The following is a 25268-nucleotide window of genomic DNA, read 5'->3' as shown; positions in this document are numbered from 1 at the left end:
CCCATAATCTCAAGGGTTTGTCGGTAAAGCCGCTGCCGAGCATGGCTCGGCACTACAGGGCCTCGCTTATCAGCCGGCGAAGCTGTCGGTTGCGCGTACCAGTGCGTCGACGTTCTCGGCTTCAAATGCCGAGTGGCCGGAGGCAGGCGTGATCTGCAGCTGCGCCTTCGGCCAGGCCTTGTGCAGTTCCCAGGCATTGGCCAGCGGGCAGACCACGTCGTAACGGCCGTGCACGATCACACCCGGGATGTGGGCGATCTTGTGCACGTCGCGCAGCAGTTGGTCTTCCACCTCGAAGAAGCCACCGTTGACGAAGTAATGGTTCTCGATGCGGGCGAAGGCCAGCGCGAACTGCGGGTCTTCGTGGCTGTTGACGAAATCGTCGTCCACGTGCAGGAAGCTGGTTGCACCTTCCCACACACTCCAGGCCTTGGCAGCGGCCAGGCGCGTGGCCTCGTCATCGCTGGTCAGGCGGCGGTGGAAGGCCGAGATCAGGTCATGGCGCTCAACGAGAGGGATCGGCTTGAGGTAATGCTCCCAAGCATCCGGGAACAAACGGTTGGCGCCTTCCTGGTAGAACCATTCCAGCTCCCAGCGACGCAGCATGAAGATGCCGCGCAGCACCAGCTCGGTCACCCGCTGCGGATGGGTTTCGGCATAGGCCAATGCCAGCGTCGAACCCCAGCTGCCGCCGAATACCTGCCAACTGTCGACGCCGAGCTTCTCACGCAGCTTCTCGATGTCGGCGACCAGATCCCAGGTGGTGTTGTCGACCAGATCCGCATGCGGGGTGGAACGACCCGAGCCACGCTGATCGAACAGGATGATGCGGTACTTGGCCGGGTCGTGGAACTGGCGCATCTTGTCGCTGCAGCCGCCACCGGGGCCGCCGTGCAGCATCACCACCGGCTTGCCGTTGGGGTTGCCGCATTGTTCGAAATACAGCGTGTGGCGGTCGTCGACCTTGAGTGTGCCGGTGTCGTAGGGCTCGATGGCGGGGTAGAGCGTGCGCATGGCAGCCTCGCTGGGAACAGGCCGCTTAGTCTAACGCAGCGATGTTGCGGTCTTGTCTGCGCTACAGCGTTCCATCAAGGCGTCGCATAGGTCGCCGGGGTGATCCTCTCCAGCAGCCAGATGCCGTCGAAGCGCTGACGTGCTTCGGGCAGCGTCAATTCATCGGCGTAGTCCATGCCCCACAGCCGGCTGGCCGGATCCTCCTCGCCCGACAAACTGCCTGCATGCAGATCAACGAACACCGCTGCGACCGAGGTATCGGCAGTCAAGCGCGACTCCAGCTGCGCCGGCCGTGCGTCCACCTGGCGGACCTGCTGATCGATGTAGTCGAGGTAACTCCCTTGCGCCCCGGCGTAATGCAGCACATAGGTCTGCTCCTGCAGCGCAGGTGGCAAAGCGCGGGTCACGTTGTCCACCACCGGAAAGCCACGCGGATGACCGTCGCGATAGCCGCCAAGTTTGTTCAGATGCGCGTAATGCCCCCAGACGACCGCCTTGCGCCCCGGATAGGCTTGCTCCAGCAGCTACTGCAGGTTGCCGGCCATGACCGGATCGTGTTCGTCGAAGGGCCGCAGCTGCCAACTCACCTCGGCCATGCGCTGCAGGCTGGCGTTGATGCGCCGCCAGAAGCCATCGCTGTTGAACACGTCGTCGCCATGCTCGGCGTCCGGCGCCGGCAGCAGTTGCAGCAGCCATTGCGAATCATCTAGGAAGCGCTGACGTGCGCGAGCATCCGCCATCGCCAGCTTGCCATCCAGCAATCGCTGTACCTGTTGCAGGTGCAGCTGCAGGCGCTGCCTTGCTCTTTCATCCAGTGGCTGCCGCAGCAAGCGTTCGCGCAGCTGCGGCACCAGCTGGCGACGCGAAAATGCGCCGCTCAGGCGCCCGTCGAAGCCAGCCAACTGCATCGCGCCGGGCGCGTCGCGTTGTGCATCCAGATAGTCGTACAGCGGCCACACCTCGGCGCTGTTGGCATACATGTAGAAGATATTGCCGGGCGCATTGGCGCGCAGTGGCAGCCGCGATTGCCATAGACGGGTGACATCGAACAGGCCGCTTTCCAGTACCAGCAGGTCGAAGCCCTTGCGCTCGTGCAGGTAGCGTACGGTGCGCACCTTGCTTTCGTAGATATTGCCTTCGCCATGCGTGAGTTCGTCGAGCATGACGATGCGCTTGTCGCCGATGGCCTCACCCAGGGGCGCCAGATCAGCGAAGTCATCCTGCACCGGCGAGCCCTCACGCAAGGGATGGATAGGCGCGTGTTTGCTGGTGGCTGGCGTTGCAGCACAGCCCAGCGATGTGACCAGCAATACGACAGCGAACGCGGTACGGATCATCGGCATCCCCGGTTTGGAGATGGCGATGCTACGGGAGGTTTTGGGTGCCGTCTTGTGGACAGGAAATGACCTGAATGACGTGCCGGAGCAGTGCTTTTGGCTCCACCTTGGCTTTGGCTTTGGCTTTGGCTTTGGCTTTGGCTTTGGCTTTGGCTTTCGTTCTTTATGCAGTCATTCCCGCGAAGGCGGGAATGACGAGCTGAAAAAAAGCGGCAAGAGCAACAACAACTACAACAACCTCAACCTCAACCAGGCCAACGCCCCAAGGTCACCCGATCCCGCTGCTCCAGATCCTGCACCGTCTGCGCCTCCGCAAACCCGGCTTGTTCCAGCAGCGCGCGGATCGCCTCGCCCTGATCCCAGCCATGCTCCAGCAGCAACCAGCCACTGGGCACCAGATGCTCGTGCGCGCCGGCAACAATCTCGCGGATCGCATCCAGGCCATCCGCGCCCGATGCCAGGGCCGGCGGCGGCTCGAAACGCAGGTCTCCCTGCACCAGATGCGGGTCACCTGCAGCGATATAGGGTGGGTTGCTGACGATCATGTCGAAGCGATCCGCGCCCAACGCCGTGTACCAGTGCCCACGCCGGAACCACACATTCTGCAGCCCATGCGCCTGGGCGTTCTTCACCGCCACCGCCAGAGTCGGGCCCAGCACGTCGGTCGCCATTACCGTCGCCAGGGGCCGTTCACTGGCGATCGACAAGGCGATGGCGCCGCTGCCGGTGCCCATGTCGGCCACCCGCACCATGTCATCGGCCGGCAGCCGTGCCAGCGCCTGCTCGACCAGCAGCTCGGTTTCCGGGCGCGGGATCAGGGTGGCGGTGTTGACCTGCAGGTCCAGGGTCCAGAAGCCGCGTCGGCCAGTCAGATAGGCCAGCGGATGACCCTCGGCACGGCGCGCCAGCAGCACCTCGAAGCGCTCCACCGCCTCGGCATCCACCTCGTCGGTGGCATGCGAGAACAACCACGCCCGCTCCACGCCCAGCACGTGGATCAGCAACTGCTCGGCTTCATGGCGGGCATCTTCACCCGGCAGGCGTGCGGCAGCCTCCCGCAACAGCTCGGCAACCTTCAACGTGGACACTGCATTACCTCTTCGCGGCTTCTTTCAGGAGGGCGAGGATAGTCAGCGCGCCCGCCCCTGCCTACCGCCATGATCCTTGCCTAAGGATTAATCCCATCTATGCCACATCGTTCAGCTTGGCCCTGGATGGCTTGGAAAGCCCGCAAAGCACCCGATATCAGGCCTTGAGGCAGCTTCAGGGCATCGATTGATAGGCTTTATCTATTGATACGATGCATCCAATTCATTTGTTTTATTAGTTTCTGCCTATTAGTCTTTGCTCCAACGATTCACCCCGCCCTACAACCCAAGAGGAATCTTCATGTCCCTTATCAACACCCAGGTCCAGCCGTTCAAGGTCAACGCGTTCCACAACGGCAAGTTCATTGAAGTCACCGATGAGTCGCTGAAGGGCAAGTGGTCGGTCCTGATCTTCATGCCGGCAGCCTTCACCTTCAACTGCCCGACCGAGATCGAAGACGCCGCTGACAACTATGCCGAGTTCCAGAAGGCCGGTGCCGAGGTCTACATCGTGACCACCGATACCCACTTCTCGCACAAGGTGTGGCACGAAACCTCGCCGGCCGTGGGCAAGGCCAAGTTCCCGCTGGTTGGCGACCCGACCCATCAGCTGACCAACGCCTTCGGCGTGCACATTCCGGAAGAAGGCCTGGCCCTGCGTGGCACCTTCGTGATCAACCCGGAAGGCGTGATCAAGACCTCGGAGATCCATTCCAACGAGATCGCCCGTGACGTGTCCGAGACCCTGCGCAAGCTGAAGGCTGCCCAGTTCACCGCCGCACACCCGAACGAAGTGTGCCCGGCCAAGTGGAAGGAAGGCGAAAAGACCCTGACCCCGTCGCTGGACCTGGTCGGCAAGATCTAAGTCCCGGTCAGCCGGTGGCGATGAACCAGATACCTGGTTCGTCTCCATGGCACTCCCACCCCGCCTTCGCGGCGGGTGTGGGGGTGAACCGCAGCGTGTTGATGCCAGCCAGCACCACGCCCGCACGCCACGCAGCCCGCTGCGGTTCACCCCTACTTCTACTGGCGCCCCGCTTCATGCAGGGGCGTCACTCCCCCGCTTTGCCTCAACGAAGGAGTTGACCGTGCTCGACGACAGCCTCAAGACCCAGCTGCAGCAGTACATGGGCCTGCTGCGCCAGCCACTGCGCCTGATCGCCTCGCTCGACGACAGCAGCGCCAGCCAGGACATGCGCGGCCTGCTTGACGATATCGTCGCGGCCGGCGGCGGCAAGATCACGCTGGACACTTCCGGCGACGATGCGCGCAAGCCCTCGTTCGTGATCGCCCGCGAAGGCCAGGACCACGGCGTGCGTTTTGCCGGCCTGCCGCTGGGCCACGAATTCGAATCGCTGGTCCTGGCCCTGCTGTGGACCGGCGGCCATCCGCCGAAGGTCGCGCAGGACGTCATCGACAGCATCACCGCGATCGACGGCAAGTACAGTTTCGACGTCTATATGTCGCTGACCTGCCACAACTGCCCGGACGTGGTGCAGGCGCTGGCGTTGATGGCGATCCTGAACCCGAAGATCAGCACAACGGTAATCGAGGGCGGCACGTTCCAGCAGGAAGTGGAACAGCGCCAGGTGATGGCGGTGCCGATGGTGTTCCAGGGTGGCGAGATGTTCGACTCCGGCCGCATGAGCCTGGAGCAGATCGTCGCCAAGCTCGACACCGGCGCCGTTGCCCGCGAGGCCGAGAAGATCAAGGCCAAGGATGCATTCGACGTGCTGGTGGTGGGCGGTGGCCCGGCCGGTGCGGCGGCGGCGATCTATGCCGCACGCAAGGGCATCCGCACCGGTGTTGCCGCCGAGCGCTTCGGTGGCCAGGTGCTGGACACCATGGCGATCGAGAACTTCATCTCGGTGCAGCACACCGAAGGCCCGAAGCTGGCCGCCGCGCTGGAAGCCCACGTGCGTGAGTACGAGGTGGACATCATGAACCTGCAGCGCGCGGCCAAGCTGGTGCCGGCCGGTGCCGATGGCCTGGTCGAAGTGCAGCTGGAGAACGGTGCTTCGTTGAAATCCAAGACGGTGATCCTGTCCACCGGTGCCCGCTGGCGGCAGATGAACGTGCCGGGTGAAGACGAGTACCGCAACAAGGGCGTGGCCTATTGCCCGCACTGTGACGGCCCGCTGTTCAAGGGCAAGCGCGTGGCGGTGATCGGCGGCGGCAACTCCGGCGTGGAAGCGGCCATCGACCTGGCCGGCATCGTCAGCCACGTCACCGTGTTCGAGTTCGACAGCAAGCTGCGTGCCGACCAGGTGCTGCAGGCCAAGCTCAACAGCCTGCCCAACGTGAAGGTGGTGCTCAACGCACAGACCACCGAAGTGCTGGGCGACGGCCAGAAGGTCAACGGCCTGGTCTATACCGACCGCGTCGGTGGCGATTCGCACCGGGTCGAGCTCGAAGGCATCTTCGTGCAGATCGGCCTGCTGCCGAACACCGAGTGGCTGCGTGGCACGGTGGAGCTCAGCGGTCGCGGCGAGATCATCATCGATGATCGCGGCCAGACCAATGTGCCGGGCGTGTTTGCGGCCGGCGACTGCACCACGGTGCCGTACAAGCAGATCATCATCGCGATGGGTGCCGGTTCGACTGCCGCGCTCAGTGCCTTCGATCATCTGATCCGTACGCCGGTACTGCAGCCTGCAGCGACAGAAACTGAAACTGCCTGAAGCTAGAAGCCCCTCTCCCTTTGGGGTGAGAGGGGCAGTTTGCGAACCACCGGTTCGCTGCCCCACGAACGCCCCGCGTCAGCGCGGGGCCGGGGCGCGAAGCGGGGGTTGGGGTGAGGGTAAGGGTGAAACCCATTGCTCCCACGAAATTCGTGGACTTCGCCAACCCTCATCCGCCCCTTCGGGGCACCTTCTCCCGCCGGGCGAAGGAAACAGCCGGGAGCCCAACATGAATCTTCGTGACCTGAAGTACCTGGTGGCGCTGGCCGAGCACAAGCACTTCGGCCGCGCGGCGGCTGCCAGTTTCGTCAGCCAGCCCACCCTGTCCACCCAGATCAAGAAGCTGGAAGAAGAGCTGGGCGTGCCGTTGGTGGAGCGCGCGCCGCGCAAGGTTATGCTTACCCCGGCCGGCCGCGAGGCCGCCGCGCGTGCGCGCAGCATCGTGGCCGAAGTAGAACAGATGAAGGAAGCCGCGCGCCGCGCCCGTGACCCGGAAGCCGGCACCGTGCGCCTGGGAATTTTCCCGACCCTGGGCCCGTATCTATTGCCACATGTAGTGCCGGCGATCCGCCAGCGCTTCCCGCAGCTGGAGATGTTGCTGGTCGAGGAAAAGAGCGATGTATTGCTGGCACAGCTGCGCAACGGCCAACTCGATGCTGCCTTGCTGGCCCTGCCGATCGCCGACGAGCAGTTGCACACCGAGTTCCTGTTCGAGGAACCCTTCGTGCTGGCCGCGCCAGAAGGCCATCCGCTGACCAGCCACCCCTCGCTGACGCTGGATGACCTGTCCGACCAGCGCCTGCTGCTGTTGCAGGATGGCCATTGCCTGCGCGACCAGGCGCTGGATGTCTGCCATATGGCCGGCGCGCTGGAGAAATCCGAGTTCCAGGCCACCAGCCTGGAAACCCTGCGGCAGATGGTGGCGGCGAACGTGGGCGTCACTCTGTTGCCGATGCTGGCGGTGAAGCCGCCGGTGGCGCGCTCTGAGAACGTCAGATTGATCCCATTTTCGGGCGATCCGCAGCCGAACCGGCGGATCGGCATGGTCTGGCGTCGCAGCTCGGCGATGGGCGCGTTCCTGGAGCAGTTCTCGCAGTTGTTCAAACAGCTGCCGGCGGACTTGTTGGAGGCGCCGGCGGAATCGCCGCGGGTTCAGGCTTAAAAGCTTACCCCTCCCCCGGCCCTCCCCTCCGCTGCGCGCAAGGGAAGTGGCAAGGCTTGGCTCCCTCCCTTGCGCGCAGCGGAAGGGAGGGTTGGGGAGGGGTGCTCTCCGCAGCCCCCCAAAACCTGAATACCCCCCTCCCCCACATTGCATCCGGGGCGCACCGGCCCCATGATCTTCACAGGGTCGCCTACGGCCCGCTTCACCAGCACAATAGAAACCCGGGCGGCGCCGACAAAGCGTCGCCTTTTGCTTGCTCTTCAATCAGATAAGGAATTCCCATGACCAGCCACAGCGGTCTGCCGCCATCCATCATTGTTTCCACCCGCGACATGGCCCGTCTTGAGGCCCTGCTGGACTCCCCGGCGTTGAGCCGGCACCCGGCCGCTGTTGCCCTTGCGCAGGAACTTGAGCGCGCGCAGGTGCTGCCGCCGGAAGAAATCCCCGAAGGCATCGTCACCATGCACTCCCGTGTGGACTGCGAAGACGAACTGCACAACGAAAAACATTCTCTGACCCTGGTCTATCCGCATGAAGCGGATTTCGACAAGGGCCGCGTGTCCGTGCTGGCACCGGTCGGCAGCGCCCTGCTGGGCTTGTCGGTTGGCCAGACCATCGACTGGACCGCACCCGGCGGCCGCCAGCTGCGCCTGCGCGTCACCGCCGTCCACTACCAGCCCGAGGCGGCTGGTGATTTCCACCGCTGAGCGCACTGCGCCGCACCTGCAACAGGAAACCATGATGTCCCAGGCCCCCTCCAAGCTCGCCCAGCTGCGTGAACTGTCCGTCGTCGTCGCCGATACCGGCGATTACGACGCCATCAAGCGCCTGCGTCCGGTCGACTGCACCACCAACCCGACCCTGGTGAAGAAAGCCCTCGACCTGCCGGTCTATGCCGGGCTGATCGAGCGCGAGCTGCAGTGGGGCCGCGCCCAATCCGGTGACAAGCAGGCCGTCGCCAATGCCGTGGTCGATCGCCTGACGGTCGGCGTCGGCACCATGCTGGCCGAGCTGGTGCCGGGCCGCGTGTCCACCGAGGTGGATGCCGACCAGGCCCACAACACCGAGGCCACCGTCGCCAAGGCGCGCGAGTTCATCGCCATGTACGAAGCGGCCGGTGTGCCGCGCAGCAAGGTGCTGATCAAGATCGCCGCCACCTGGGCCGGCGTGGAAGCCGCACGCGTGCTGCAGGCCGAAGGCATCGACTGCAACCTGACCCTGATCTTCAACCCGACCCAGGCCCTGGCCTGCTCGGAAGCCGGCTCCTTCCTGATCTCGCCGTTCGTCGGCCGCATCCTGGATTGGTACGTGGCCAACGGCCAGACCCCGGCCAGCATCGACCAAGACCCGGGCGTGGTGTTCGTGCGCGGTGTGTTTGCCGAGTTCAAGCGTCGCGGTTCCAGCACCGTTGTCATGGGTGCGTCGTTCCGTTCGACCGCGCAGATTGAAGCGCTGGCTGGCTGTGATCGTCTGACGATCTCGCCGGATCTGCTGGAGAAGCTGGATGCCGATTTTGGCGAGTTGCCGCGCAAGCTGGTGGCTGGTGCTGCCGAAGCGGTGAGTGTCGCTGCGATCGATGAAGCGAAGTTTGATGCGGATATGGCGGCTGATCCGATGGCTACGGAGAAGCTGGCCACCGGTATTGAGGCGTTTGCCAAGGACCTGCAGACGCTGCGTCAGCGGATTGCGGATGAGCTTGGGAACTAACAGCCAAAGCAATGCCTGACGCCTCCCTTCTCCCGCGAGCGGGAGAAGGTGGCCGAAGGCCGGATGAGGGGAGCTTTTAAAGCTTCTAAAGCTCTAAAAGCTTTTGCTCCACGTGCTTTCAGAGCGCCCTCACCCCAACCCCTCTCCCGCATGCGGGAGAGGGGCTTGAGCAAAGGCTAGAACACGCCCAGCTCCAGCCCTGCTGCCAGCAGCGCGCCCAGCTCACGGCCTCGCGCCAACTGCGCCTCAGACAGCTGCTTCCCAGCAACAATCGCCTCAGCCGTCTGGGCCTGCGTACATACCAGCACCGGCTCGGCCACTTCCTTCAAACGCAAGCCCAACGCCACCCTGCGCAACTGCGCAATCGTCGGATGACCATCCGATCCAGCACATACCAGCAGCGCATACGGCTTGCCCTCGCAGCGCCCCAACAGCGGGTAATAGCTGCGATCAAAGAAATCCTTCATCGCCCCGCTCATCGAGGCCAATGTCTCCGGCGTGGCGAACACCACCGCATCGGCGGCAAGCACATCATCCGCACCGGCATCGGCGGCGCGCAAGGCAATCACCTGCACCGCATCACCCGCACTCTCGCGGGCACCCTGCACCAAAGCGCCCACCATCGACGCAGTAGCGCCGGTAAAGCTGTGCCACACCACCAACAAACGGCGCGGTGCGGCACTCATGACTCAGGCATCCAGGCCAATCGGGCAGCTCACGCCAGTGCCACCGATACCGCAGTAACCATTCGGATTCTTCGCCAGATACTGCTGGTGGTAATCCTCGGCGTAATAGAACGGCGGTGCCGGAAACAGGATCTCGGTGGTGATCTCACCAAAACCCGATGCAGTCAGCTGCTGCTGGTAGGCATCGCGACTGGCAAGCGCCGCGTCGTATTGTTCCTGCGTATGGCAGTAGATCACCGAGCGGTACTGGGTGCCGGTGTCGTTGCCCTGGCGCATGCCCTGGGTGGGATCGTGGTTTTCCCAGAAGGTGCGCAGCACCGTCTCCAACGTCACCTGTGCAGGATCAAACACCACCCGCACCACTTCCGCATGGCCGGTAAGGCCGGAACAGGCTTCTTCATACGTAGGGTTCGGGGTGACGCCGCCCTGATAGCCCACCGCCGTGGTCACCACACCCGGCAGCTGCCAGAACTTGCGCTCGGCGCCCCAGAAACAGCCCAGGCCCACGTCCAGCACCTGCAAGCCGTTGAAATCGGCCCGCAGCGGCTGGCCGTTGACGAAATGCTGGTTGTGCAGCGGCAGCGGCGTGTCCCGCCCCGGCAGTGCTTCTTCCGGGCGCGGCAGGCGCTGCTTGAACGCGCCGATACCCAGTATTCCCTGGCCGATTCCCAACATGTCAGCTCCTCAGGCCGGGAGGAATCCCGGCGCTTCATCGTCATCCAAGATGGGGTCGGCGGGGCCGTCGTCCAAGCCCAATGCAGCGACGATGTCCTCGGCCTCGGGCTTGGCCGAATCGGGTACGCAGACCCGCAACAGGCCAAACAAGGGCAGCTCGCCACCCGCACCGAGCAAGGACTCGCCGAACACGAAGGCCGGGATGCCGGCATCCTCCAACGCGTGCTTGACCAGATGGGCGTCGAACAGGTTATTGCTCTGGTAGATCAGTTGCATGGGGTTCTCCGCTCAAACCGGCTGGCACAGGGCGTCGGTGGCAGCAAGCTGCTCGGTTTCCACAGCACCGGCCTGGCGCCACTCGCGCAGTGCCGGAAGGGCCAGCAGGGCCTGCAGGTAGTCACCGGCAACGCCTTCGGCCGCCACGCCATAACCGTCAAAGCGTACCGCCACCGGCGCGAACATCGCATCGACGATGCCGAACTGGCCGAACAGGAACGCCCCGCCCGCGCCGTGTTGGCGGCGCAGCTCGCTCCACAGCGCGCGGATACGGTTGATGTCGGCTTGGGCGGCGGCGTCCCAGCGGTAGCCATCGGGCTGACGGCGGCTATTCATCGGCAGTTGGGTGCGCAACGCGGTGAAACCTGAATGCATTTCGGCCGCGGCCGCCCGGGCCACGGCGCGCTGGGCCAGATCAGCCGGCCAGCCGCGTCCGCCCAGCCAGCGCTCGTTGGCGTATTCGCAGATCGCCAGCGAATCCCAGAGCTGAAGCTGACCATCACGCAGCGCTGGGACCTTGCCGGTCGGCGAATGCTGCAGCACTTCGCTGGCGAAGGCCGGCGTATCCAGGGCCAAACGTACTTCGTCGAACTCCACCCCGAAATGGCGCAGCAGCAGCCACGGGCGCAGCGACCAGGACGAGTAATTCTTGTTGCCTATCACCAGAACGGGGCGGTCCATCGGTACGAATCCATACGGTGGGATAGCCCAGCATAGCCCCGTCCCGGCAGCCAACGCCCGGCTCGGCTAAACTTGCGGTTTACTTCAATACACTGCGTCCCCATGTCCGAGAACACGCCTGCTGTCGCCGCCACGCCGGAAAACGCCCCCGAAAAGCGCGATTTCATCCGTCAGATCGTCCGTGAGGACCTGTCCAGCGGCAAGCACACGGCCATCAAGACCCGCTTCCCGCCCGAGCCCAATGGCTACCTGCACATCGGCCATGCCAAGTCGATATGCCTGAACTTCGGCATCGCCGGCGAGTTCGGCGGCGTCTGCAACCTGCGCTTCGATGACACCAACCCGGCCAAGGAAGACCCGGAATACGTGCAGGCCATCCAGGACGACGTGCGCTGGCTGGGCTTCGAGTGGAACGAGCTGCGCCACGCCTCGGACTACTTCGACGCCTATTACCTGGCCGCACAGAAGCTGATCCGCGACGGCAAGGCCTATGTCTGCGACCTGTCGGCCGAGGAAGTGCGCGCCTACCGCGGCTCGCTGACCGAGCCGGGCCGCCCCTCGCCGTACCGCGAGCGCAGCGTCGAGGAGAACCTGGACCTGTTCGCGCGCATGCGTGCCGGTGAGTTCGCCGATGGCGCCCGCACCCTGCGCGCCAAGATCGACATGGCCAGCGGCAACATCAACCTGCGCGACCCGGCGATCTACCGCATCAAGCACGTCGAGCACCAGAACACCGGCAATGCCTGGCCGATCTACCCGATGTATGACTTCGCGCATGCGCTGGGCGATTCGCTGGAAGGCATCACCCACTCGCTGTGCACGCTGGAGTTCGAAGACCACCGCCCGCTGTACGACTGGTGCGTGGACAACGTCGACTACGCCCACGACAATGCGCTGACCCAGCCGCTGGTCGACAAGGGCCTGCCGCGTGAAGCCGCCAAGCCGCGCCAGATCGAGTTCTCGCGCCTGAACATCAACTACACGGTGATGAGCAAGCGCAAGCTGATGGCGCTGGTCACCGAAAACCTGGTCGATGGCTGGGAAGACCCGCGCATGCCGACCCTGCAGGGCCTGCGCCGTCGTGGTTACACCCCGGCCGCGATGCGCCTGTTCGCCGAGCGCGTGGGCATTTCCAAGCAGAACTCGCTGATCGATTTCAGCGTGTTGGAAGGCGCCCTGCGCGAAGATCTGGACAGCGCTGCGGCACGCCGCATGGCGGTGATCGATCCGCTCAAGCTGGTGCTGACCAATCTGCCGGAAGGCCACGAGGAATCGCTCAGCTTCAGCAACCACCCGAAGGACGAAAGCTTTGGCAGCCGCGACGTGCCGTTCTCGCGTGAGCTGTGGATCGAGCGCGAAGACTTCGCCGAAGTGCCGCCGAAGGGTTGGAAGCGCCTGGTACCAGGCGGCGAAGTGCGCCTGCGTGGTGCTGGCATCGCCCGCGTCGATGAAGTGATCAAGAACGACGCCGGCGAGATCGTCGAGCTGCGCGGCTGGCTGGACCCGGAATCGCGTCCGGGCATGGAAGGCGCCAACCGCAAGATCAAGGGCACCATCCATTGGGTCAGCGCCCAGCACGCGGTGGAAGCCGAAGTGCGCCTGTACGACCGCCTGTTCTCGGTGGCCAACCCGGACGATGAATCCGACGGCAAGACCTACCGCGATTACCTGAACCCGGAATCACGCAAGGTCGTCACCGGCTACGTCGAACCGGCCGCAGCCCTGGCCGCACCGGAACAGAGCTACCAGTTCGAGCGCACCGGCTACTTCGTCGCCGACCGCCGCGACCACACGCCGGCCAAGCCGGTGTTCAACCGCAGCGTGACCCTGCGCGATACCTGGTCGGCCTGATCGGGATGGGTGGGGTTGCCGGCTGACAGCCCGGTAACCCCCTGCTCACAGGGGACGCGGCTACCATGGCCGCGTGCCCAGAACAGGATTCGCCCATGTTCCGTCTGTCACTGCTGCTCTGCCTGCTGCTCGCCGTCACCGCCTGCAGCTCGCCGGCCGCTACCGCGCCGGTCACCTCGCAAACGCCCGCGCCGGTCCCGGCCAGCGAGCAATCAACCCCAGCCAAACCTGCTGCCACGCCCATCGTGGTCGACAGCAACTGCAAGGTCGACGCCGATTGCACCGTGAAGAACGTCGGCAACTGCTGCGGCTATTACCCGGCCTGCGTCAACCTCAACAGCCCCACCGACCCAGCCGGCGTGCAGGCAAGCTGCCAGGCCAAGGGCATGATGAGTGTCTGTGGTTTCACCGAGATCCAGGGCTGTAGTTGCGTCAAAGGCCAGTGCGCGTCGACCGACAGCGGCAATCCGCTGCGCCAGCCAATGACAGAGAATCCCGCTGCGGAGCGCTGAGCAAGCGCAATGCGCTCCGAACGTAGCCCGGGTAAGCGCAGCGCACCCGGGATCGGTGACCGATCGTCTGGAAGACAACTGGATCCGCTTGACCCGGGTGCGCTGCGCTTACCCGGGCTACGGTGCTGCGCCAATCAGCGAACATCCCATCCCGCTACGCTGAGCCACACTCAGCGCGGCTTGGGCTCGACGCTGCTGCGCCAGGCATCCAGGAACTGGCGCCGCTTGAGCGCATCCAGATACACCAGCAAGCCGGGCCCAAGCTGGATCGGCCGCCGGTTCTGGCCGGGATCGCTGTCACCGCCACCGGTGCGGATGATCGGCATCAAACGCGCCTCGCGCGACAACACCTGCTGGCCGCGGGCCGACAACAGGTAATCGAGGAAGCGCTTGGCTTCGGTCGGGTGCGGGCTGTTGCGCGGAATCACCGCCGTGCGCAGCACCACCAGGGTGTAGTCCTCCGGCTCGACAATGCCCAAGGGCGCACCAGCATCGATACGCGCCTGCGCGTAGGAACCCAGTACGTTGTAGACCAGCGACAGCTTGCCGCTGCTGACCTGGTCCAACAGCACACCGGTACGCTCCTCGCGCACCACGCCGTTGTCACCCAATGCGCCGAGCAAGGCGCCAGCGATGCTGCCGCGCTGCGCGTCCTGGGTCGCCAGCAGATAGCCGACACTGCTGCGCTCGATATCGTAGGTGCCAACCTTGCCGCGCAGCGGTGCGCCTTCGGCACGCAGCAGGTCCAGCAGTTGGCGACGCGTGTGCGGCACTTTTGCCGCAGGCAATGCACGCGTGTTGTAGACCATCGCCACCGGTTCATAGCTGATGCCGAAGGCTTCATTGCGCCACTTCGCCCAGGAAGGCACGGCTTCGGTCTGCGGCGAACGATGTGGCAGTGCATGGCCATCGTTGACCAGCTTGGTCTGCAGATCCATGCCGCTGGAAATCAACAGATCCGGTGTGGTCGCCTTATTGCGGTCGCGCAGGAAGCGCGCATACAGATCCTGGGTGATGATGTCTTCGTAAACGACTTCCGTACCCGGATGCAGGCGCTGGTAGTCGGCGATCACCACCGCGAATACTTCGATGTCGGTGGTGCCGTGGATGCGCAGCTGCTCGGTCACAACGCCCTGCGCGGGGAAGCGCTGTACATCACCCGGCGCAGCCATCAGTGGCGTTGCCAGCAGCGGGCCCAGCAACAGGATCAACAAGCGGCTCATGCGGCATGCCTTGGCAGATGGATGGTGGCGACCAGACCGCCTTCGGGCCGATTGCTCAGGTCGATGCTGCCGCCATGGCTTTCAACCACGCGCTTGACGATGGCCAGCCCGAGGCCGGCACCACCGGCAGGCGCGTTTTCACCGCGCCCGAAGCGCTCGAATACGCGTTCGGCATCGGCGGCGCTGATGCCGGGGCCGTGGTCGGCGATGGTCAATACCGCCTGCGTGTCCTGCACCGTCAGAGCGATCTGCAGCGGGCCATCGCCACCGTATTTCATCGCGTTGTCGATCAGGTTCTTGATCGCCTCGCGCAGCAGCAGGGCGTCGCCATTGACCTGCACCGCACCGGTGGTGATCGCCAGTTGCACGCGCGGTGCCGGGCCTGCCTGCGGCAAGGCTTCATGCAAAGCCTGATGCACGGTTTCGACAAGATCCAGCGGCGCGAAGCGCTGCAGGTTGGAGCGGTGGATCACGCTGGCATCGCTGAGCAACTGGTTGAGCAGGCGGCTCATATGGGTGGCATTGCGCTCGATTGCACGCAGGCTGCGCTGCATCTCCTCGGGTTCTTCTTCGTCCAAGGCCAGTTGGGCCTGTGCGCGCAGTGCTGCCAGCGGCGTGCGCATCTGATGTGCGGCTTCGGCCATGAATGCACGCAGGGTTTCGTTGCTGCTGGACAGGCGCTCCATGAAGCGGTTCAAAGCGCCGACCATCTGGTTCATCTCGCGCGGAACATGCGAGTCCAGTGGTTTCAGATCGGAGGGTTCGCGACGCGACAACTCGCGCTCCAGCCGCACCAGTGGACGGAACGCGCGATGCACGCCGAAGGCCACCAGTGCCAGCAACAAGGCCGACAACACACCGATGGCGATCAAGGCGCGGTTGACCATTTCCTGCGCCAGTTCGGCGCGTGCACGGCGGGTCTGCCCCACCTGCACCTGCACTTCACCCTGCGCAGAAGCGGCGGCAAAGCTGCGCTTGACCACCACGAAGCGCACCGTCTCACCGCTGTAGTCGGCATCGAACAACTGCGGCTGATTGCCGCTTCTGCGCGGTGGCAGGGGAAGATCCTCGTAGCCGGTGATGGTGCGACCACGACTGTCGGCCACGCGGTAGAACACACGGTCTTCTTCCGCCATCGACAGCAGGTCCAGGGCCGCATATGGCAGATCCACCTGCCATTGCCCATCCACCAATGCCACCGAATCGGCGATGGACAGCGCCGAAGACACCAGCAGATGGTCGTAGGAGCGATTCGCCGCACGCTGCCCGTAGTCGCGCGCGGCGAACAACAAGGCCACCGCGAACACCGCCAGCAAGGCGCCCAGATACAGCATCAAGGTGCGCCGCAATGAACCGGAGGTGCGGACCTCAGCCGTCGCCATCGGCGCCACCGTCACTGGCTTCCAGCATGTAGCCGACGCCGCGCACGGTGGTAATACGCACTGGCGCGGCCGCCAGTTTCTTGCGCAGCCGACCGATATACAGCTCGATGGCATTGGGCCCGGCTTCGTCGTCGAAGCCGAACAGACCCTTGGCGATCTCATCCTTACCGACGACCTGTCCGAGTCGACCGACCAGGATCTCCAGCAGGCGGAATTCGCGGTTCGGCAGTTCGACCACCTCGCCATCCAGACTGACCCGGTGCGCGGCATTGTCGAACTGGAAGCTGCCGATCTGCATCACCTCACTGGCCTGGCCTCGACCACGACGCAGCAATACCCGACAACGCGCCTCGAATTCGCGGAAGTCGAACGGCTTGCCCAGATAGTCATCGGCGCCCACATCCAGCGCCTGCACGCGATCCTCGATGCCATCGCGGGCGGTCAGCATCAGCACCGGCGTGCTGTCGCCGCGTTCGCGCATGCCAGCCAGCACGCGCAGGCCATCGAGCTTGGGCAGGCCAATATCCAGCACCACCAGATCGAAGCTCTGGTAGCGCAGCACGCTGGCTGCGCCCATGCCATCGGCCTGCCAATCCACCGCATGGCCGTTGCGGCGCATGCGACGGATGATGGCGTCGGCCAGGTCCGCATTGTCTTCAACCAGCAGCAGGCGCATCGCGGTGAAAAGTGTCGGGAAGGCGCGAATGCTAACGCGGAAGCCGCAAAGGCGCAGTGCCAGCGCGCATTGCTGCGCCGCACAAACCCCTGACAGGCGGATGACAGCTAGTCCCGGCCAGACTGCGGCCACGCACCAGCAGGTGCCCATGTTTGCCGCGCGCCTGGCGTGCACCTGGGAGGGTTTGTGGAATTGAGTGTTTTCCAAAAGCGCAGCCTCGCTGCCGCTGTCCTGCTGAGCCTGTGCGCTCCAGCGCTGGCCGCAGAAGACGAAGGCCCGGTGACTGCCACCATCGGTGGCCGCCTGCATCTGGATTTCGCCAGCTTCGACAACGACCATCGCGGCCCCCCGAACAAGGACGACACCGAGATCCGTCGCGCCTGGCTGGATGTGTCCGGCAAGTTCTTCGTCGTCGACTACAAGCTGGAAGCTGACTTCTCCGGCGACCGCCCCGAGGCCAAGGACGTCTACGTCAGCCGCAGCTTCGGTGATGCCGGCCGCCTGACCGTCGGCCAGTTCAAGCAGTACTACTCGCTGGACGACCGCACCGGCTCCAACTACGGCAGCTTCCTGGAACGCGGCAACGCCGGCACCAGCCTGGCCCCGCTGTATCGTCTCGGCGCCTCGTGGCAGGCCAACCCGGGCGACATGACCTGGGCGGCAAGTGTCTACAGCCTGGAAAGCATCGATGCCTGGCAGGTGAAAGGCCGCGCTGCCGGTGGCCGCGTCACCTGGGCGCCGAACCCGGCCGCTGGCGATGTGCTGCACCTGGGCGTGTCGCTGGCCCACGAGGCCTATGACAACCCCGGCGTGAACGGCGTTCCTGCGTTGCGCATCCGTCCGCGCCCGGCCGGCCATCTGTCCGATGAAAGTCGCCTGACCCTGGTCGACTTCTCGGCCGGTCGCGATACCGACGTCAACAAGTGGTCGCTGGAATACGCGCAGGTGCGCGGTCCGCTGTCATGGCAGGGCGAATTCAGCGGCGCCACCTTCGACGATGGCGCGCAGCGCGGTGAAGTGATGGCGGCCTACGGCATGCTCAGCTGGTTCGTCACCGGCGAGTCGCGCAGCTACGACCGCAAGACCGGCCGCTTCGCCCGCATCAAGGACATCCGCCACAAGCCCGGCGCGTTCGAAGTCGCGCTGCGCTACGACCAGATGCGCGGCAGCCAGCACCTTGATGGCCAGCCCGACCTGCGCAACGGCAGCACCGAAGCCTGGACCCTGGCCGGCAACTGGTACCTGCGCGACAACCTGCGTTTCATGCTCAACCTGATCGACAGCCGCAACCTCAACCGCCTGACCGATACCACCGTGGACCACACCCGCGCGGTCACCGGCCGCCTGCAGTTCGATTTCTAAACACCTCTTCCCCGTCCTGTCTTTACTAGGAGTCTGCAGATGATGCTGACCATCCTCGGCTTCGGCATGGTCCTGACGTTCATGTATCTCATCATGAGCAAACGACTGTCGCCGCTGGTCGCCCTGATTACCGTACCCATCGTGTTCGCCCTGATCGGCGGCTTCGGTGCCGGCCTCGATGAGATGATGCTCGACGGCATCAAGAAGATCGCGCCGACCGGCGTGATGCTGATGTTCGCCATCCTCTACTTCGGGGTGATGATCGACGCCGGCCTGTTCGATCCGCTGGTGCGCATCATCCTGCGCATCGTCAAGGGCGATCCGCTGAAGATCGTGATGGGCACCGCGGTGCTGGCGATGCTGATCTCGCTCGATGGCGATGGCTCCACCACCTACATGATCACCGTGTCGGCGATGCTGCCGCTGTATCGCCGGCTGGGCATGAACGCGCTGAGCATGACCTGCGTGACCATCCTCGCCGGTGGCGTGATGAACCTCACGCCGTGGGGTGGCCCGACCGCGCGTGCCGCCACTGCGCTGCATGTGGATCCGGCCGACGTGTTCGTGCCGCTGATTCCAGCAATGGTATTGGCCTGCGCTGGCATCCTTGCACTGGCCTGGTACCTGGGCATGAAGGAACGCCGTCGCCTTGGCGTGGTCGCCCTGCCGCAGGGTGGTTCGTGGATGGATGCCAGCGTCTCCGATGACAGCGATGCGCTGCCGACGGTGGAAGACGCTGAAGACACCAAGCGGCCGAAGCTGCTGTGGGTCAACTTCGCCCTGACCCTGGCACTGATGGCGGCACTGGTGATCGGCCTGCTGCCGATGCCGATCCTGTTCATGGTCGGCTTCGCGATTGCGTTGGTGATCAACTACCCGAACCTGGCCGAGCAGCGCCGCCGCGTGGTCAACCATGCCGGCAATGTGTTGTCGGTGGTGTCGCTGATCTTCGCCGCAGGCATCTTCACCGGCATCCTGTCCAACACCGGCATGGTCGAGGCGATGTCGCGCGGCTTCCTGTCGGTGATTCCGGAAGCCTGGGGACCGTACCTGGCGGTGATCACCGCCGTGGCATCGATGCCCTTCACTTTCTTCATGTCCAATGACGCCTTCTACTTCGGCGTGCTGCCGATCCTGTCCGAAGCGGCAGGCCACTACGGCATCACCCCGGTGGAAATGGCACGCGCTTCGCTGGCCGGGCAGCCGGTGCATCTGCTCAGCCCGCTGGTGCCCTCGACCTATCTGCTGGTGGGTCTGGCCAAGGTGGATTTCGCCGACCACCAGAAATTCACCCTGAAGTGGGCAGTGCTGATCTCGCTGATCCTGATGGCCGGCAGCCTGCTGTTCGCCCTGTATCCACTGGCCGCCTGAGCGGCACCTACCTGACGCATTGGAGAGCACCATGACGCTACGTATCGCTTACGTCACCAGTGGCATGGGCAGTGTCGGCACTGCCATCTGCCAGTCCCTGGCCCGCGCCGGCCACACGGTGGTGGCAGGCTGCGCACCGGATTCCCCGCGCAAGGCCAACTGGATCCGCGAACAACGCGAGCTCGGCTTCGACTTCATCACCTCCGAAGGCAATGCCGCCGACTGGAACTCCACCGCTGCTGCGTTCGCCAAGGTGCGCGCGGAAGTGGGCGAAGTCGACGTACTGGTCAACAACTCCGGCGGCAGCCGTGACATGTTGTTCCGGCAGATGAGCAGCGAGGACTGGAACGCGGTGATCGCCTCCAACCTCAACACCTTGTTCAACCTGAGCAAGCAGGTGGTGGATGGCATGACCAACCAGAACTGGGGCCGCATCATCAACATCGGCTCGGTCAGCGCGCAGAAGGGCCAGATCGGCCAGGTCAACTATGCGACTGCCAAGGCGGCGATGCACGGCTTCAGCCGCGCGCTTGCAGCGGAAGTCGCAGCGCGCGGCGTCACCGTCAACACCATTTCGCCCGGCTATATCGCCAGCCAGGCGATCAGCAGCTTCCCGCCGGATGTGTTGGACCGCTTGGCGGCGTCGGTGCCGATCCGCCGCCTCGGCAAGCCCGAGGAAGTAGCTGCGCTGTGCGCGTGGTTGGCCAGTGATGATGCGGCCTATGTCACCGGTGCTGACTATCCGGTCAACGGTGGTCTGTACATGGGTTGATCTTCCGACCATGGATGCAACAACCAACGCCGCGCTTTGTCGCGGCGTTTTCTTTTGGAAGCCCGCGCACCATTGCTGTCGAACGTCCGGCATTTCATATCGACTGCGTCGCACTTCTGCTCGCATCTGTGCGCAGAACACCGTGGAACAGCAATGTTTCGCATCTGCGTAAACGAGCTTTAACAATCGTCCGACAGGCTCCTTGGACCGGCGTACACGCCGGCCTTTCCATGGACCCGGTAGACAATGAATCTCCAACGCCTCAGCTTCGCCATCACCCTCGCCCTGTGCACAAGCCACGCCTTCGCCGAAGCCGCTGCAGACAGCGGCGCCTCCGCGCAGACACTGGATACCATCTCGGTGATCGGCCAAGGCCAGACCCGCCAGGTGCAACGCATCGGTGAAGTCGACAAGCAGGTGTTGCCGCCGGGCAGCAGCGGCCAGAAGATCCTTGATCGCCTGCCCGGTGTCTCCGTGCAGTCGAACGACGCCTTCGGTGCCAACGAAGAATCGCAGACCATCAGCCTGCGCGGCTTCGACAAGACCCGCCTGGGTTATACGCTCGATGGCATCCCGCTCGGCGACAACAGCTATGGCAACTACAACGGCCTGAGCATCGCCCGCGCCATCATCGCCGAGAACCTGGGCGGCGCCGAGCTGTCACAGGGCATCGGCTCGCTGGGCGTGGCCTCGACCAGCAACCTGGGCGGTGCCATCCAGTACTTCTCGCAGGATCCATCCACGGTATTCGGCGGCCGCGCCAGCGTCACCGTCGGCGATGACAACCAGCGCCGCGGCTATCTGCGCGTGGATACCGGCGACCTGAATGGCTTCTCGGCCTATGTCTCCGGCGTGCACCAGGACGCCGACATGTGGGCCGCACCGCACCAGAACCAGACCACACGCCAGTTCAACGCCAAGGCGGTGTGGAACGTGGGCGATCATCGTTTCGGCGCCTTCATAGCCACCTCGCGGGCCAGCCAGGCCAACTATGCCTACCTGTCCAAGAGCATGCTGCAGCGTGGACTGGGCTACGACTGGAACATCTATGCGCCGGATTGGGACCGCGCCGTCGCCGCTGCATACTGCGCGCCAGCGACCTTCGACGCCACGCGCTGCGCCTTCAGTGGCGACGTCAACAGCATCGACGATGCGTACTACCAGAGCCGCGCGTTGCGCGATGACAATCTGTATTCGCTCGATGCCAGCCTGCATCTCGGTGACGAACTCAACCTCAAGCTGCTTGCCTACCACCATGACAATCGTGGCCAGGGCCACTGGTGGGCACCGGGCCAGCCCTCGTACCCGGGCACCGACCGCATGCTGCCGATCTCGATCCGCAGCACCAACTACACGATTGATCGCCAGGGCCTGACCGCTGCGCTGTCGTGGAACGTCGGCATCCATGAGCTGGAAGCCGGTCTGTGGTTCGAGCAGAACGACCATAACGTCGAGCGCAACTTCTACTACATCGACGGCCCGTTCCTCGACGACACCTACCTCAAGAATCCAGACCGCCGCCTGTTCGACCAGGATTTCGACATCCGCACGCGCCAGTTCTACGTGCAGGACCGCATGCGCTTCCTCGACCAGCGCCTGACCGTCGATATCGGCATCAAGAGCCCGAATACCCGCATGCGCGCCACGGCCAAACCCGGCACCGAGCAGAAGCTCGCGTCGGGCACGCTGACCGCCAAGGAGTCGCTGCTGCCGCAGCTGGGCGTCGGCTTCAAGCTCAATGCAAACAATGAGCTGTTCGCCTCGTATGCCGAGAACATCGCCGCCTTCGTCGGTGGTGGCAGCGGCGGCCCGCTGCAGGTTTCGCCGGAGTCCTTTGCCGCCAGCGCCGGCCTGGAGCCGGAGAAATCCAAGACCTTCGAGGCCGGCTTCCGCAGCTTCGGTGCCAAGTACCAGGCCTCGTTGGCCGCCTACCACGTGATGTTCGACAACCGCCTGCTCTCGCTCAACCCCTGCACCAGCATTGAAGTGGGCACGCGCCCGGAATGCATCACCCGCTTCATCAACGTCGGCTCGGTGAAAAGCCAGGGCGCGGAGCTGACCTTCATCCTCAAGCCGACGCAGGGCCTGCAGTGGTACAACGCGCTGTCCTGGAACAAGACCACCTACGAGGACGATTACCTCTCCGGCGGCGCCATCGTGCCGGTGGCCGGCAAGATCACCGTCGATACGCCGCAGCGCATGGCCTCCAGCGAATTGAGCTGGAACCGTGATGGTTGGTTCGCGAGCCTGCGCGGCAAGTACACCGGCAAGCGCTACTACACCTATACCAACGACCAGTCGGTACCGGGCGTGACCACCTTCGACGCCGGCGGCGGTTACAGCTTCGGCCCCGGCATGGGCCTGCAGAATGTGAAGGTCTCCTTGAACGTGACCAACCTGACCAACAAGCGCTACGCCGGCCAGTTGAGCTCGTTCGCCCCGACCGATCCCGCAGGCACCCGCTATTCCATCCACGCCAGCGCCCCGCGGCAGATCTTCATGACGGTGGGTGCGGAGTTTTAAGCCTCTGGCCCCCTCCCTTTGGCCGAAGGCCAAGGGGAGGGTTGGGGAGGGGTGCTCTTCGCATCAACCGAAAAAGTCACAAACAACAGCCAACCCCTCCCCAACCCTCCCCTTCGCTGCGCGAAAGGGAGGGAGCTGAACCCGGCTCCGCTACAGATCATTGCCTGCCAGCCCCCACACCTGAACGAGCCCCACCAGCAAGCCCGCCCCAGCCCCCCAGTCCGCTAAACTGACCGCCGTTTTTTGCCACAACGCCGGTCATCATCATGCTGCACGCCCAGGTTCACCTCACCCTCCCCGTCTGGATCCACGACGCCGTCGACGCCGACCGCGCCTATACCAGCGATGCGGACAAGGTGGCGCTGGCCATCGAGCTGTCGCGACTGAACGTTGAACACGCCAGCGGCGGCCCGTTTGGTGCGGTGGTATTCGGCCCGGACCACAAGGTGATCGCCGCCGCGGTAAATCGCGTGGTGCCGCATGCCACGTCGTTGGCACACGCCGAAAACATGGCCTATATGCTGGCCCAGCAGAAGCTCAACACCCCGCGCCTGAACGCGCTGCTGTCGCCGATCACCCTGGCCACCTCCTCGCAGCCCTGCTGCCAGTGCTATGGCGCCACCGTCTGGGCCGGTATCGATCGCCTGTTGATCGGCGCCAGCGCCGCCGACGTGGAAGAACTGACCCCGTTCGACGAAGGCCCGCTGCCCGCCGATTGGGCTGGTGAACTGAACAAGCGCGGCATCGAGGTCGTGCAAGGCATCAACCGCGATGACGCACGCGCCGTGCTGCACAGCTACGGCAAGAACGACGGCGCCCGCTACTGACCTGAAGCCCCTCTCCCACTGGGAGAGGGGTTGGGGTGAGGGTCCGGCAGTTCTCATGCAGTCTGCTACCGGAGCATCACCTACCCTCATCCGCCCTGCGGGCACCTTCTCCCGGCGGGAGAAGGAGAGGCCCGCCCGCTCCACACCAAGGATCTCCATGACCGGCCTGCTCTGCTACTGCCGCCAAGGCTTTGAACCGGAACTGGCCGGCGAACTGAACGAACGTGCGGGCCATGCCAGCATTTCCGGTTACGCGCGTACCCAGCGCAACGATGGCTACGTGGTGTTCGTCACCGACGAGGCCGAGGCGCTGGACCAGCGCCTGCCCTGGCGCGAGCTGATCTTCGCCCGGCAGAAACTGCGCGTGTTGGCCGAGCTGCCGCAGCTCGATGCCAGCGACCGCATCACCCCGATCATCGCCGCGCTGGAAGGCCAGCAGCGCTTTGGCGACCTGTGGGTGGAACACCCCGATTCGGACGCCGGCAAACCGCTGGCCGGGCTGGCGCGCGCCTTCGGCAATGCCCTGCGCCCGGCCCTGCGCAAGGCTGGCCTGCTCACCGACAAGCCCAACGGCAAGCTGCCGCGGCTGCATGTGGTGTTTGTCGATGGCACGCATGCATTTGTATGCGTGGCCGATACCCGCGACAGCGCGCCGTGGTTGCTGGGCATTCCGCGTTTGAAGCTGCTGCCGGACGCCCCCTCGCGTTCGGCCCTGAAGCTGGAAGAAGCCTTCATGACCCTGCTCACGCCGGAAGAACGCGAAGCGCTGGTAGTGCCGGGCATGCGCGCGGCGGACCTGGGTGCCGCACCGGGCGGCTGGACCTGGGTGCTGACCCGCCAGCACCTGCATGTGAGCAGCATCGACAACGGCCCACTGCGCCAGCATGTGCTGGATACCGGTCTGGTCGAACACCTGCGTGCCGATGGCTTCCATTGGCAGCCGGAAACGCCGCTGGACTGGATGGTCTGCGACATGGTGGAACAGCCACGCCGCGTGGCCGAACGCATGGCCACCTGGCTGCGCGAGGGCTGGTGCAAGCACGCCATCTTCAACCTGAAGCTGCCGATGAAGAAGCGCTGGGACGAAACGCGCCTTTGCCTGGAGCTGTTCGCCGACAAGGCCGGCAAGCCGCTGACCATCCGCGCCAAGCAGCTGTATCACGATCGCGAGGAAATCACGGTGTTCGTGACCCCGCGGCCCAAAGGCGCTTGATTCGAAGCCCCGCTCTGGATTGAAAGCCCCTCTCCCGTTCACGGGAGAGGGGTTGGGGTGAGGGCAGCTTGCGCTTGCAGCGGGAGCCCCCTTGTAGTGGGGGGGGTGGGGGTTGGGGGGGTCCGCTTTTTTGTCGCCCTCCCGCGGGTGTGTTTTGCTTACCCTCTCCCGCCCCGCCGCTCCGCGGCCCCCCCCAATAATTTTATTTGTGCCGTTAAAGCCTCTGCCTAGCTGGGCGCGGCACTACCG

24 protein-coding genes are annotated in these 25268 nt (G+C 64.5%); 13 read left to right on the top strand and 11 right to left on the bottom strand.

Annotation, left to right across the window (positions count from 1 at the left end):
• Positions 1–69: 69 nt before the first annotated feature.
• The 4 genes from pip to prmC form a co-directional block, all read right to left on the bottom strand.
• The gene (gene pip / locus AC1VXC_RS17925) at positions 70–1014 is read right to left on the bottom strand and encodes a prolyl aminopeptidase (RefSeq protein ID WP_481539251.1); all 945 of its coding nucleotides are present in this window, start codon (positions 1012–1014) and stop codon (positions 70–72) included.
• A gap of 74 nt (positions 1015–1088) precedes the next feature.
• Positions 1089–1421 (bottom strand): hypothetical protein, encoded by a 333-nt coding sequence (locus tag AC1VXC_RS17920; protein WP_481539252.1) that lies wholly within the window; start codon positions 1419–1421, stop codon positions 1089–1091.
• 117 nt (positions 1422–1538) lie between these two features.
• Positions 1539–2351: a TraB/GumN family protein gene (locus AC1VXC_RS17915; protein ID WP_481539253.1), complete on the bottom strand. Its 813-nt coding sequence runs from the start codon at positions 2349–2351 to the stop codon at positions 1539–1541.
• A 245-nt stretch (positions 2352–2596) separates the two neighbouring features.
• Positions 2597–3439 (bottom strand): peptide chain release factor N(5)-glutamine methyltransferase, encoded by an 843-nt coding sequence (gene prmC, locus AC1VXC_RS17910; protein ID WP_313174168.1) that lies wholly within the window; start codon positions 3437–3439, stop codon positions 2597–2599.
• A 301-nt stretch (positions 3440–3740) separates the two neighbouring features.
• On the opposite strand from prmC, the gene ahpC reads away from it, so the two are divergent.
• The 5 genes from ahpC (at position 3741) to AC1VXC_RS17885 (ending at position 8989) form a co-directional block, all read left to right on the top strand.
• Complete coding sequence (gene ahpC, locus AC1VXC_RS17905; RefSeq protein WP_313174167.1) at positions 3741–4304, top strand: alkyl hydroperoxide reductase subunit C; 564 nt, start codon at positions 3741–3743, stop codon at positions 4302–4304.
• A 223-nt stretch (positions 4305–4527) separates the two neighbouring features.
• Complete coding sequence (ahpF, locus tag AC1VXC_RS17900) at positions 4528–6120, top strand: alkyl hydroperoxide reductase subunit F (RefSeq protein WP_481539254.1); 1593 nt, start codon at positions 4528–4530, stop codon at positions 6118–6120.
• Between the two features lie 229 nt (positions 6121–6349).
• Positions 6350–7282: a LysR substrate-binding domain-containing protein gene (locus AC1VXC_RS17895; RefSeq protein WP_481528404.1), complete on the top strand. Its 933-nt coding sequence runs from the start codon at positions 6350–6352 to the stop codon at positions 7280–7282.
• A 281-nt stretch (positions 7283–7563) separates the two neighbouring features.
• On the top strand, positions 7564–7989 hold the full coding sequence (gene rnk / locus AC1VXC_RS17890; RefSeq protein ID WP_313173464.1) for a nucleoside diphosphate kinase regulator: 426 nt from the start codon (positions 7564–7566) through the stop codon (positions 7987–7989).
• A 31-nt stretch (positions 7990–8020) separates the two neighbouring features.
• Complete coding sequence (locus AC1VXC_RS17885) at positions 8021–8989, top strand: transaldolase (protein WP_482995079.1); 969 nt, start codon at positions 8021–8023, stop codon at positions 8987–8989.
• 176 nt (positions 8990–9165) lie between these two features.
• Here AC1VXC_RS17885 and AC1VXC_RS17880 read toward each other — a convergent pair whose 3' ends face one another.
• The 4 genes from AC1VXC_RS17880 to AC1VXC_RS17865 are packed head-to-tail and all read right to left on the bottom strand — an operon-like array spanning position 9166 to position 11307.
• On the bottom strand, positions 9166–9675 hold the full coding sequence (locus AC1VXC_RS17880) for a flavodoxin family protein (protein WP_313173463.1): 510 nt from the start codon (positions 9673–9675) through the stop codon (positions 9166–9168).
• A gap of 3 nt (positions 9676–9678) precedes the next feature.
• Positions 9679–10329, bottom strand: a complete 651-nt coding sequence (msrA, locus tag AC1VXC_RS17875) for a peptide-methionine (S)-S-oxide reductase MsrA (protein WP_481539265.1) — start codon at positions 10327–10329, stop codon at positions 9679–9681.
• Positions 10330–10359: 30 nt separating this feature from the next.
• Positions 10360–10626, bottom strand: coding sequence for a putative signal transducing protein (locus tag AC1VXC_RS17870; RefSeq protein WP_282272434.1), 267 nt, complete (start codon positions 10624–10626; stop codon positions 10360–10362).
• A gap of 12 nt (positions 10627–10638) precedes the next feature.
• On the bottom strand, positions 10639–11307 hold the full coding sequence (locus tag AC1VXC_RS17865) for a glutathione S-transferase family protein (RefSeq protein ID WP_481539255.1): 669 nt from the start codon (positions 11305–11307) through the stop codon (positions 10639–10641).
• A 102-nt stretch (positions 11308–11409) separates the two neighbouring features.
• On the opposite strand from AC1VXC_RS17865, the gene AC1VXC_RS17860 reads away from it, so the two are divergent.
• The gene (locus tag AC1VXC_RS17860; protein ID WP_481539256.1) at positions 11410–13158 is read left to right on the top strand and encodes a glutamine--tRNA ligase/YqeY domain fusion protein; all 1749 of its coding nucleotides are present in this window, start codon (positions 11410–11412) and stop codon (positions 13156–13158) included.
• Between the two features lie 95 nt (positions 13159–13253).
• Positions 13254–13670, top strand: a complete 417-nt coding sequence (locus AC1VXC_RS17855) for a hypothetical protein (RefSeq protein ID WP_481539257.1) — start codon at positions 13254–13256, stop codon at positions 13668–13670.
• Positions 13671–13840: 170 nt separating this feature from the next.
• Here AC1VXC_RS17855 and AC1VXC_RS17850 read toward each other — a convergent pair whose 3' ends face one another.
• Genes AC1VXC_RS17850 through AC1VXC_RS17840 form a run of 3 tightly spaced genes read right to left on the bottom strand, consistent with a single transcriptional unit; the run spans position 13841 to position 16951 of the window.
• Positions 13841–14893: an ABC transporter substrate-binding protein gene (locus tag AC1VXC_RS17850; RefSeq protein ID WP_481539258.1), complete on the bottom strand. Its 1053-nt coding sequence runs from the start codon at positions 14891–14893 to the stop codon at positions 13841–13843.
• Positions 14890–16275 carry a sensor histidine kinase N-terminal domain-containing protein gene (locus tag AC1VXC_RS17845; protein ID WP_481539259.1) on the bottom strand — a complete coding sequence of 462 codons (1386 nt, stop codon included), beginning with the start codon at positions 16273–16275 and terminating at the stop codon, positions 14890–14892. The genes AC1VXC_RS17850 and AC1VXC_RS17845 overlap by 4 nt, the downstream gene beginning before the upstream one ends.
• Positions 16262–16951 carry a response regulator gene (locus AC1VXC_RS17840; RefSeq protein WP_313494568.1) on the bottom strand — a complete coding sequence of 230 codons (690 nt, stop codon included), beginning with the start codon at positions 16949–16951 and terminating at the stop codon, positions 16262–16264. Before AC1VXC_RS17840 ends, AC1VXC_RS17845 begins: the two co-directional genes overlap by 14 nt.
• A gap of 192 nt (positions 16952–17143) precedes the next feature.
• Here AC1VXC_RS17840 and AC1VXC_RS17835 point away from each other — a divergent pair, with 192 nt between their 5' ends.
• From AC1VXC_RS17835 to rlmM, 6 genes are all read left to right on the top strand, one after another.
• The gene (locus AC1VXC_RS17835; RefSeq protein ID WP_481539260.1) at positions 17144–18313 is read left to right on the top strand and encodes an OprO/OprP family phosphate-selective porin; all 1170 of its coding nucleotides are present in this window, start codon (positions 17144–17146) and stop codon (positions 18311–18313) included.
• Between the two features lie 42 nt (positions 18314–18355).
• Complete coding sequence (locus tag AC1VXC_RS17830; protein WP_313173474.1) at positions 18356–19684, top strand: CitMHS family transporter; 1329 nt, start codon at positions 18356–18358, stop codon at positions 19682–19684.
• Between the two features lie 31 nt (positions 19685–19715).
• Complete coding sequence (gene phbB / locus AC1VXC_RS17825; protein ID WP_481539261.1) at positions 19716–20456, top strand: acetoacetyl-CoA reductase; 741 nt, start codon at positions 19716–19718, stop codon at positions 20454–20456.
• A gap of 246 nt (positions 20457–20702) precedes the next feature.
• Positions 20703–22979, top strand: a complete 2277-nt coding sequence (locus AC1VXC_RS17820) for a TonB-dependent receptor (RefSeq protein WP_481539262.1) — start codon at positions 20703–20705, stop codon at positions 22977–22979.
• 266 nt (positions 22980–23245) lie between these two features.
• A complete protein-coding gene (locus tag AC1VXC_RS17815) occupies positions 23246–23806 on the top strand; it encodes a nucleoside deaminase (protein WP_062169154.1) in 561 nt (186 codons plus the stop codon).
• A 157-nt stretch (positions 23807–23963) separates the two neighbouring features.
• Complete coding sequence (gene rlmM / locus AC1VXC_RS17810; protein WP_481539263.1) at positions 23964–25019, top strand: 23S rRNA (cytidine(2498)-2'-O)-methyltransferase RlmM; 1056 nt, start codon at positions 23964–23966, stop codon at positions 25017–25019.
• Positions 25020–25268 lie beyond the last annotated feature (249 nt).

It is taken from the genome of Stenotrophomonas sp. STEN033 (assembly GCF_056856655.1).
Note: the sequence above shows the minus strand (reverse complement) of the source record. Positions and strands in the feature narration are given on the sequence as shown.

Coding starts and splice junctions, on each gene's coding strand:
- pip (WP_481539251.1), bottom strand. CDS start 1,014: ATGCGCACGCTCTACCCCGCCATCGAGCCCTACGACACCGGCACACTC.
- AC1VXC_RS17915 (WP_481539253.1), bottom strand. CDS start 2,351: ATGATCCGTACCGCGTTCGCTGTCGTATTGCTGGTCACATCGCTGGGC.
- ahpC (WP_313174167.1), top strand. CDS start 3,741: ATGTCCCTTATCAACACCCAGGTCCAGCCGTTCAAGGTCAACGCGTTC.
- AC1VXC_RS17895 (WP_481528404.1), top strand. CDS start 6,350: ATGAATCTTCGTGACCTGAAGTACCTGGTGGCGCTGGCCGAGCACAAG.
- rnk (WP_313173464.1), top strand. CDS start 7,564: ATGACCAGCCACAGCGGTCTGCCGCCATCCATCATTGTTTCCACCCGC.
- AC1VXC_RS17885 (WP_482995079.1), top strand. CDS start 8,021: ATGATGTCCCAGGCCCCCTCCAAGCTCGCCCAGCTGCGTGAACTGTCC.
- AC1VXC_RS17880 (WP_313173463.1), bottom strand. CDS start 9,675: ATGAGTGCCGCACCGCGCCGTTTGTTGGTGGTGTGGCACAGCTTTACC.
- AC1VXC_RS17870 (WP_282272434.1), bottom strand. CDS start 10,626: ATGCAACTGATCTACCAGAGCAATAACCTGTTCGACGCCCATCTGGTC.
- AC1VXC_RS17865 (WP_481539255.1), bottom strand. CDS start 11,307: ATGGACCGCCCCGTTCTGGTGATAGGCAACAAGAATTACTCGTCCTGG.
- AC1VXC_RS17860 (WP_481539256.1), top strand. CDS start 11,410: ATGTCCGAGAACACGCCTGCTGTCGCCGCCACGCCGGAAAACGCCCCC.
- AC1VXC_RS17855 (WP_481539257.1), top strand. CDS start 13,254: ATGTTCCGTCTGTCACTGCTGCTCTGCCTGCTGCTCGCCGTCACCGCC.
- AC1VXC_RS17850 (WP_481539258.1), bottom strand. CDS start 14,893: ATGAGCCGCTTGTTGATCCTGTTGCTGGGCCCGCTGCTGGCAACGCCA.
- AC1VXC_RS17845 (WP_481539259.1), bottom strand. CDS start 16,275: ATGGCGACGGCTGAGGTCCGCACCTCCGGTTCATTGCGGCGCACCTTG.
- AC1VXC_RS17840 (WP_313494568.1), bottom strand. CDS start 16,951: ATGCGCCTGCTGCTGGTTGAAGACAATGCGGACCTGGCCGACGCCATC.
- AC1VXC_RS17830 (WP_313173474.1), top strand. CDS start 18,356: ATGCTGACCATCCTCGGCTTCGGCATGGTCCTGACGTTCATGTATCTC.
- phbB (WP_481539261.1), top strand. CDS start 19,716: ATGACGCTACGTATCGCTTACGTCACCAGTGGCATGGGCAGTGTCGGC.
- AC1VXC_RS17820 (WP_481539262.1), top strand. CDS start 20,703: ATGAATCTCCAACGCCTCAGCTTCGCCATCACCCTCGCCCTGTGCACA.
- AC1VXC_RS17815 (WP_062169154.1), top strand. CDS start 23,246: ATGCTGCACGCCCAGGTTCACCTCACCCTCCCCGTCTGGATCCACGAC.
- rlmM (WP_481539263.1), top strand. CDS start 23,964: ATGACCGGCCTGCTCTGCTACTGCCGCCAAGGCTTTGAACCGGAACTG.